This is a genomic window from Paenibacillus sp. 01T422 (assembly GCF_056398785.1).
Genome location: NZ_JBFTQB010001460.1, coordinates 1 through 779, shown reverse-complemented (window position 1 = coordinate 779; position 779 = coordinate 1). Strand labels below are relative to the sequence as shown.

1 protein-coding gene is annotated in these 779 nt (G+C 45.2%); it reads right to left on the bottom strand.

The window, feature by feature from the left end:
- Positions 1-95: 95 nt before the first annotated feature.
- The coding region (locus tag AC1DUA_RS39505) for a transposase (protein ID WP_477504869.1) at positions 96-779 on the bottom strand (684 nt) is incomplete at its 5' end.

Genomic DNA, 779 nt, shown 5'->3' with positions numbered 1-779 from the left:
GAACAGGTCGGAGCCTTTTTGCGTAATGTATCCCGATACTCCGTGCTTTCTTTGTCTCCTGCGAATACGCCAACTTGCGTGAGATAAGGTTTATGTTAAGCTGCTAATGCAAAGATTTTATCGGGGTTGTAAGCTTCGTCACTACGAGCCATTCCTACTAAGAGTCGAGCTAGCTTCCCACACAGCTTCATGATAGACTTCATCTTTTTAAGCTTTTTCACCTGAACATTGTAGTGGTGTAAGGCTTTAAATTCTTGGTTACTCATGACCATGCACATCGTGATTAAATAAAGAAAGTGACGCAGGCGTGGACGACCTCGTTTGCTGAGCTTCAGTTGTCCCTTCCATTTTCCAGAGCTTGCTTCGGTTATATTAAGTCCCGCGTGACGGAGTAGAGCGTTCCCGTGCGCATAACCTCGAAGATCTCCAGACTCTCCTAAAACACCAGCTAGAGCAATTGGACTTATTCCAGTAATGGCAAGGATTTTGCCTGAGTAGGGGATACGTTCAACAACGTCTTTGGCTTCTTTTTCTATCCTCTGCAGTTGTTTAGTGGCTAAGTCATGCTCCTCAAGGAGCTGCTCCAGATGGAGTTTGTAAGCATGTGTTGCTTGCTTAGATCCAACAGTTTTCTTAGCAAGATCGATGAGTAGATGAGCTCTACGCACACCAGAATGCCGCTTCATTGATTTCTGCCATCCTTTAATGACATCGTCAGGACTTAGTTTACATAGCTCAGTTGGGAGCGGAAAAAGCCGAAGGGTTAACAATGCACGCAC